Raw genomic sequence first — 6,813 nt, 5'->3', positions numbered from 1 at the left:
ACCGTGGCCCCGGCACCACAGGCCGCGCGCAAGGCGGATGCGGTTTCGCCGGCGACGGCGGCCCGCGAAGCCAACATTCCGGCGCTGGCGTCGAACAGCCCCCGCTGGACGGCTCCCGACTCCAAATCCCCGTCGGAGCCGGCAGGGGATCAACCAGCTCCATCGAAGCAGGCCGCCGAGCCTGGCGCTGCGCAATCAACCGACACGGCCTTCGCCGAACCAGCCGCGGAGAACGACGCCTCGGACGCACTGTCGCAGGTTGCCGCGCCCGCACCGTCGGGCGAGACGGCCGCGAAGACGCCGGGCGACAAGATGGACGGCGCCCAGACCGCCGCCATTCCTGAGGCCAAGCCACAGGCTCCCGATGCCGATCCGCCGGCAACCGATGACGCGGCGCAGTCCGAACCGAAACCTCAAAAGGTCGGTGCGGCCGCCAATGGACGCATCTTGAGGGCCGTCACCATGCGCTCTGGACCGAAGAAGGGCGCAGCCGCGATCGTCACCGTGCCAGCCAAGGCATCGGTGCAGGTGATGAACTGCAAGCGGTGGTGCGAGATCGTCTATAACGGCAAGCACGGCTGGGTCTACAAGAGCTACGTCAAGACCGGCGCGTGAGGCCATTGTGCCGGCGGCGCCCGCGGCCGAACCGCGATGCCGTCAGCCGCCGAAGAGGTGACGAAGTCCCTGCCGCCAGCGATCATGCCTGCGCTTTTTGACGAACTCCCGATGCTCCTCGAACGGCACTTCGAAAAGGCCGCAAGTCTGGCAGCCTTCCTTCTTCCCGCAAGCGGGGATCCAGCATTTCACATCATATGTCCAGGCGAGCGCCAAACGTTCCAGGTGAAGACTCGAAGAACTCTTGAGAAGGATGAGTTCGCCTGGCGCGGCAGTGCGCCTGAGATGATCGGAAACCTCTTTCGGCGTCCGCAGTTCCACGAACCGGCCGCTGTCGCGATCGGCCTGGCTGGCTTTCGAGCGATGGGCATGCTCCCCGACATAGATCACCTGGTCGGCAATCTCGCGCGCACTTTCATAGGCGCGCGCATATTTTGCGTTCGAGCCGGCAAAGTCCGACAGCTGGCCAAGCACGATCCGCTTTCGCCCAGCCGTTGATCTTGCCATCATGTCGAAGGCGAGCGACAGCGAATGCCAAGGGGCCTTGGCGGTGTCGACGACGAAATGCGGTCCTCCATCGACGACCAGGACGCGACAGCGGTTCGCCAACGGCTCGAATGCCGCGATCCTGTCCTCCACCATTCGCGCTGGTACGCCAAGCTCGAGAGCGGTCGCGGCCGCGGCAGCCGTCGGCAGCCAGAAATGCTCTCCCGGAAACGGCGTCTTGAGCTTCAACACCCCGGCCCGGCAGTGAAGCGTGAAGCTGAGCGTGCGCGGATAGGCGGCGCTGATGTCGGCGACGCGATAGTCGGCCGTTTCCGACTCGCCGAACGTGACGAGGCGATGCGCACCGCCGGATGCCATGGCCAATACATTGGGATCGTCGGCGTTCAGTACCGCCAGCCCGTCAGGCCCCAGCGCCTCGACCAAAGCGCGTTTTTCCCGAGCGACGTTCTCCAAGGCCTTGAAACTGGAAAAATGCTCGAGCTGCACCATCGTGACAACAGCCACATGCGGCTTGAGCAGCTGTGCCATGGGCCTGATCGTATCGACGCCGGAGGCGCCCGCCTCGAAGACGACATAGTCGACCTCGCCGTGCTTGTTCATGTGCCTGTAAAGTGTGCTGACCAGTGAATTTATCGTGTTGGCCAGAACCCGCGTGTAGGTCCGCCCGTGGCCGGCCAGAATGTGCCCGAGCAGGCTCACCGCGGTCGACTTTCCTGAGCTGCCGGTTACGCCGATGAAGGTGGCCTTGCTCCGCGCCCTTGCACGCCTCGCCCGGTAGATCTTGAGGCGTTGCCCCAGTTCCTTGCGAATTCTCCGCAGTCCGGCATTCATGGCACCCGCCCCATCCAGGCACCGTTATGCCTTTCGCCGGATCGTCAAGTCAAACTCAAGCCGCACGTCATCGACTAAAGCGCGTCGCGATCTTTCAGGCTCGCTCCCCGCGCTTTAGGTTTTGGTTTTACGCATGTCTTTATCCCGAAACCGGTTCCCATTTTCGGGAGACATGCTTTAGACACAGCGGCCGCCATCGACCTCCAGCGCCACGCCGGTGATGAAGGCGGCCTCGTCCGAAGCCAGCCACAGTGCCGCATTGGCGACGTCGAGCGGTGTCGAGAGCCGGCCGAGCGGAATCGAGGCGCGGAACTTCTCGCGTATCTCCGGCGTGTCGTCGCCCATGAATTTCTCCAGCATGCCGGTCTCTCCGGCAACCGGGCAAAGGCAGTTGACGCGAATGTTCTTCGGCGCCAGTTCGACGGCCATCGATTTGGTGGCCGTGATCGCCCAGCCCTTGGAAGCATTGTACCAGGTCAACCCCGGCCGCGGCCGAAGCCCTGCGGTCGAGGCCGTGGTCAGGATGACGCCGCCCCCCTGCCGGTCCATGATCGGCACGACGGCAAGCGCCGCATGGTAGATCGCCTTCATGTTGACGGCGGTGATCAGGTCGAAGGTTTCCTCGTCGACGCCCAGCATATCGCCGTTGCGGTGGGTGAAGCCGGCATTGTTGACCATGATGTCGATGCGGCCGAACGCGCTCTTGGCGGCGTAGATCATCTCGTCGAATTCGGAGCGCAGGGACACGTCGGTCTGGGTCCAGATCGCGTCTTTGCCGATCTCGTCGGCCACCCGCTCCGCGCCCTTGGCGTTGAGATCGGCGACGACCACGCGCGCACCCTCTTCGGCAAAGCGTTTCGCCATGCCCTCGCCGAAGCCCGACGCGGCACCCGTGATGATGGCGACCTTGTTTTCCAGACGCATGGCTTTCCCGCTCATTGGATTTCCGCAGCCATCTCCCTTAGCTTTCGTCACATTCACGTTCTATGGTGCAGGCGCGAACGCTGCCGGAAGCCATGGCTTGCCGATAAGCCTGCCGGCAGCGCGCGAGTGTCGGGAAACATGTGGACCGATGCAAGTGCAAGCGATTGGTCCTGCCTGTGACACCATGGCACTGGAAAATTTAAATCGATTAGAATATACCAACCACGCTGCCGCCATCAGGCATCAAATCGGACTGACCATGACCAGCCAGATCATTCCTGTCGATCCCTTCGACTTCATCATCTTCGGCGGCACCGGCGACTTGTCGGAACGCAAGCTCCTGCCGTCGCTCTACCATCGCCAGCGCGACCATCAATTCTCCGAACCGACGCGCATCATCGGAACGTCGCGCGCGAAGATGAGCGATGCCGAATTCCGGACCTTCGCCAAGAAGGCGATATCCGAGCACGTGAAACCGGAGGATGTCGATGCCAAGGAGCTTGAGACTTTCTTGGCGCGGCTTTCCTACGTGTCGGCTGACGCGACCACAGGCGCCGGCTTCGGCGAGCTCAAGAAGGCGATCGGCGACAGCGACCGGATCCGCGCCTTCTACCTTGCGGTGGCACCGGCGCTGTTCGGCGACATCTCGCACAAGCTCAAGGAGCACAAGCTGATCACGCCGAATTCGCGCATCGTGCTGGAAAAGCCGATCGGCCGCGACCTCAGCTCGGCGCGCGCCCTCAACGACGCGGTCGGCGGCGATTTCGACGAAGGCCAGATCTTCCGCATCGACCACTATCTCGGCAAGGAAACGGTGCAGAACCTGATGGCGCTGCGCTTTGCCAATGCGCTCTATGAGCCGCTGTGGAATTCGGCGCATATCGACCATGTTCAGATCACCGTCGCCGAGACCGTCGGGCTCGAAGACCGCGTCACCTATTACGACAAGGCCGGCGCGCTGCGCGACATGGTGCAGAACCATATTCTGCAGCTGCTTTGCCTCGTCGCCATGGAAACGCCGTCGTCCATGGACGCCGATGCCGTGCGCGACGAGAAGCTGAAGGTGCTCAGGGCTCTGAAGCGCATCAACGGCAACGGGGCGCCCAAGCATACGGTGCGCGGCCAGTATCGCGCCGGCGCCTCGGCGGGCGGTCCCGTCAAGGGATATGTCGAGGAACTCGGCAAGGATAGCAACACCGAGACTTTCGTGGCCATCAAGGCCGAGATCGGCAACTGGCGCTGGGCCGGCGTTCCCTTCTATCTGAGGACCGGCAAACGGCTCGCCACCCGCGTCTCGGAAATCGTCATCGAGTTCAAGCCGATCCCTTATTCGATCTTCGGCGACAGCGCCGGACCGATCTTCGCCAACCAGCTCGTGATCCGGCTGCAGCCGAACGAAGGCGTCAAACAATACATCATGATCAAGGATCCCGGCCCGGGCGGCATGCGCCTGCGCCAGATTTCGCTCGATATGAGCTTCGCTCAGTCCTTCGACACGCGCGCGCCGGACGCCTATGAGCGGCTGATCATGGATGTGGTGCGGGGCAACCAGACGCTGTTCATGCGCCGCGACGAGGTCGAGGCGGCCTGGAAATGGATCGATCCGATCCAGAACGCCTGGGAGAGCGCCAGGCAGGAGGCCCAGGGCTATACGGCCGGCACCTGGGGGCCGTCGGCCTCGATCGCGCTTATCGAACGTGACGGACGGACATGGCACGAGAGCAATTGAGCGAGGTCAGCTACGGCTGGAACGGCTTTGCCGATCGCCAGGATCTCGCGACGGCGCTTGCCGGTGAGATCGCGGACCGGTTGACCAGGGCCGTTGCGGAACGCGGCGCCGCGCTGCTCGCCGTGTCCGGCGGGACCACGCCGGCGAAGCTGTTCGCCGCGCTCTCGACGACGCCGATCGCCTGGGACAAGGTTATTGTGACGCTGGTCGACGAGCGCTTCGTGCCGCCGTCCTCGCCGCGATCGAATGCCGGGCTGGTGGCGGCGAACCTGCTGCAGAACAAGGCCGCGGCGGCGCGCTTCGTGCCGCTCTACCATGAGGCGGCAAGCATCGAGGACGCCGCGGCGGCGGATAGCGAAGCGCTGCGGTCGCTGCCCTGGCCGCTCGACGTGGTCATTCTCGGCATGGGCGGCGACGGCCACACGGCTTCGTTCTTTCCCGATGCCGGCAACCTCGAGGAGTTGCTCGATCCCGCGTCCCAGCGCATCGTGCTGCCGGTGCATGCGGCGAGCGGGGGCGAGCCGCGGCTGACGCTCTCGATGGCGCGCATCGTCGCGGCCGGCTTCGTCGCGCTCCATATCGAAGGCGAGGACAAGCGCACAGCGTTCAACGGCGCGATGGGTCCAGGCGCGAAAAAGCCCATCCGCAGCGTGCTCGAAGCGGCGCCGGGACGGATAGAGGTGTTCTGGGCACCCTGATTTCATTTGAGGACAGCCCGGTGGCAGGGGAGGACGCTTACCGGGCTTGAAAGGACGGACCATGACAGCCAGACGCGATATCGAAGCCATCACGGAACGCATCCGCCAACGTTCAAAAGCCGGGCGAGAAGCCTATCTCGGCCGCATCGCCGGAGCGTCAAGCAATACCGCCAATCGGGCGGTGCTGGGCTGCGGCAACCTCGCCCACGGTTTTGCCGTGTGCAGCCCGTCGGAAAAGATCGCGCTCGGCGGCGACCGCGTGCCGAATCTCGGCATCATCACCTCCTACAATGACATGCTGTCGGCGCATCAGCCCTTCGAGACCTTCCCGGCGCTGATCAAGGAAGCCGCGCGGGAAGCGGGCGGCATCGCCCAGGTGGCCGGCGGCGTGCCGGCGATGTGCGACGGCGTCACCCAAGGCCAGCCCGGCATGGAATTGTCGCTGTTCTCGCGCGATGTCATCGCCATGGCGGCGGCGATCGGCCTGTCGCACAATATGTTCGACGCCGCCGTCTTCCTCGGTGTCTGCGACAAGATCGTGCCCGGACTGGTGATCGCGGCGCTCACCTTCGGCCATCTGCCTGCCGTCTTCATCCCCGCCGGACCGATGACGACCGGGCTCGCGAATGACGAGAAGGCCAAGGTCCGCCAGCTCTATGCCGAAGGCAAGGTCGGCCGCGCCGAACTGCTGGAAGCGGAGTCCAAGTCCTATCATGGGCCTGGCACCTGCACCTTCTACGGCACCGCCAATTCCAACCAGATGCTGATGGAGATCATGGGCCTGCACACGCCGGGTGCCTCCTTCGTCAATCCGGGCACGCCGCTGCGCGACGCGCTGACCAGGGAAGCGGCCAAGCGGGCGCTGGCGATCACCGCGCTCGGCAATGCCTATACGCCGGTCGGGCGCATGATCGACGAGCGTTCGATCGTCAACGGCGTGGTCGGCCTGCACGCCACCGGCGGCTCGACCAACCATACGATCCACCTGATCGCCATGGCCGCGGCCGCCGGCATCGCGCTGACCTGGCAGGATATTTCCGACCTGTCGGAAGCCGTGCCGCTCTTGGCGCGCGTCTATCCGAACGGGCTCGCCGACGTGAACCACTTCCATGCTGCCGGCGGGCTCGGCTACCTGATCCGCGAGCTGCTCGACGAAGGCCTGCTGCATGAGGACGTGCAGACGGTGTGGGGTGAAGGCCTGCGGCCCTACGCGGTCGAGGCGAGGCTTGGCGAGGACGGCAGCGTGGTGCGCGAAGCGGCGCCGCTCGTGAGCGGCGACGAGAAGGTGCTGGCGCCGGTCAAGAAAGCCTTCCAGCCGACCGGTGGCCTGAAAGTGCTTGGAGGCAATCTCGGCCATGCCGTCATCAAGACCTCGGCCGTCAAACCGGAACGCCGCATCATCGAGGCGCCGGCAAAAGTGTTCGACAGCCAGCAAGGCCTGAACGACGCCTTCAAGGCCGGCCAGCTCACCGGCGACTTCGTCGCCGTGATCCGCTTCCAGGGCCCGAA

Annotated in this window: 6 protein-coding genes; 4 read left to right on the top strand and 2 right to left on the bottom strand. The window is 64.5% G+C overall.

From position 1 onward, the window contains the following. The coding region (locus tag EOA27_RS15995) for an SH3 domain-containing protein (RefSeq protein ID WP_245491104.1) at positions 1 to 615 on the top strand (615 nt) is incomplete at its 5' end. Positions 616 to 657: 42 nt separating this feature from the next. Here the strand turns inward: EOA27_RS15995 and EOA27_RS15990 are convergent. Next, positions 658 to 1,953, bottom strand: coding sequence for a Mur ligase family protein (locus EOA27_RS15990; protein WP_126079090.1), 1,296 nt, complete (start codon positions 1,951 to 1,953; stop codon positions 658 to 660). Between the two features lie 177 nt (positions 1,954 to 2,130). Then, entirely contained in the window at positions 2,131 to 2,877 is a 747-nt protein-coding gene (locus EOA27_RS15985; protein WP_126083533.1) for an SDR family oxidoreductase, read from the bottom strand. A gap of 259 nt (positions 2,878 to 3,136) precedes the next feature. On the opposite strand from EOA27_RS15985, the gene zwf reads away from it, so the two are divergent. The 3 genes from zwf to edd all read left to right on the top strand — a co-directional run. Then, positions 3,137 to 4,606, top strand: coding sequence for a glucose-6-phosphate dehydrogenase (zwf, locus tag EOA27_RS15980; RefSeq protein ID WP_126079091.1), 1,470 nt, complete (start codon positions 3,137 to 3,139; stop codon positions 4,604 to 4,606). Then, positions 4,588 to 5,304, top strand: coding sequence for a 6-phosphogluconolactonase (gene pgl / locus EOA27_RS15975; protein WP_126079092.1), 717 nt, complete (start codon positions 4,588 to 4,590; stop codon positions 5,302 to 5,304). The genes zwf and pgl overlap by 19 nt, the downstream gene beginning before the upstream one ends. A gap of 61 nt (positions 5,305 to 5,365) precedes the next feature. Further along, a partial coding sequence (gene edd, locus EOA27_RS15970; protein ID WP_127256671.1) for a phosphogluconate dehydratase occupies positions 5,366 to 6,813 on the top strand: 1,448 nt, incomplete at its 3' end.

This window comes from Mesorhizobium sp. M2A.F.Ca.ET.037.01.1.1 (assembly GCF_003998075.1).
Lineage (GTDB): Bacteria > Pseudomonadota > Alphaproteobacteria > Rhizobiales > Rhizobiaceae > Mesorhizobium.
This window is presented reverse-complemented; position numbering and strand designations above follow the sequence as displayed.

Bases quoted from the DNA above. Each gene is read 5' to 3' on its own strand.
- EOA27_RS15985 (WP_126083533.1), bottom strand. From the start codon at position 2,877: ATGCGTCTGGAAAACAAGGTCGCCATCATCACGGGTGCCGCGTCGGGC.
- pgl (WP_126079092.1), top strand. From the start codon at position 4,588: ATGGCACGAGAGCAATTGAGCGAGGTCAGCTACGGCTGGAACGGCTTT.
- EOA27_RS15990 (WP_126079090.1), bottom strand. From the start codon at position 1,953: ATGAATGCCGGACTGCGGAGAATTCGCAAGGAACTGGGGCAACGCCTC.
- zwf (WP_126079091.1), top strand. From the start codon at position 3,137: ATGACCAGCCAGATCATTCCTGTCGATCCCTTCGACTTCATCATCTTC.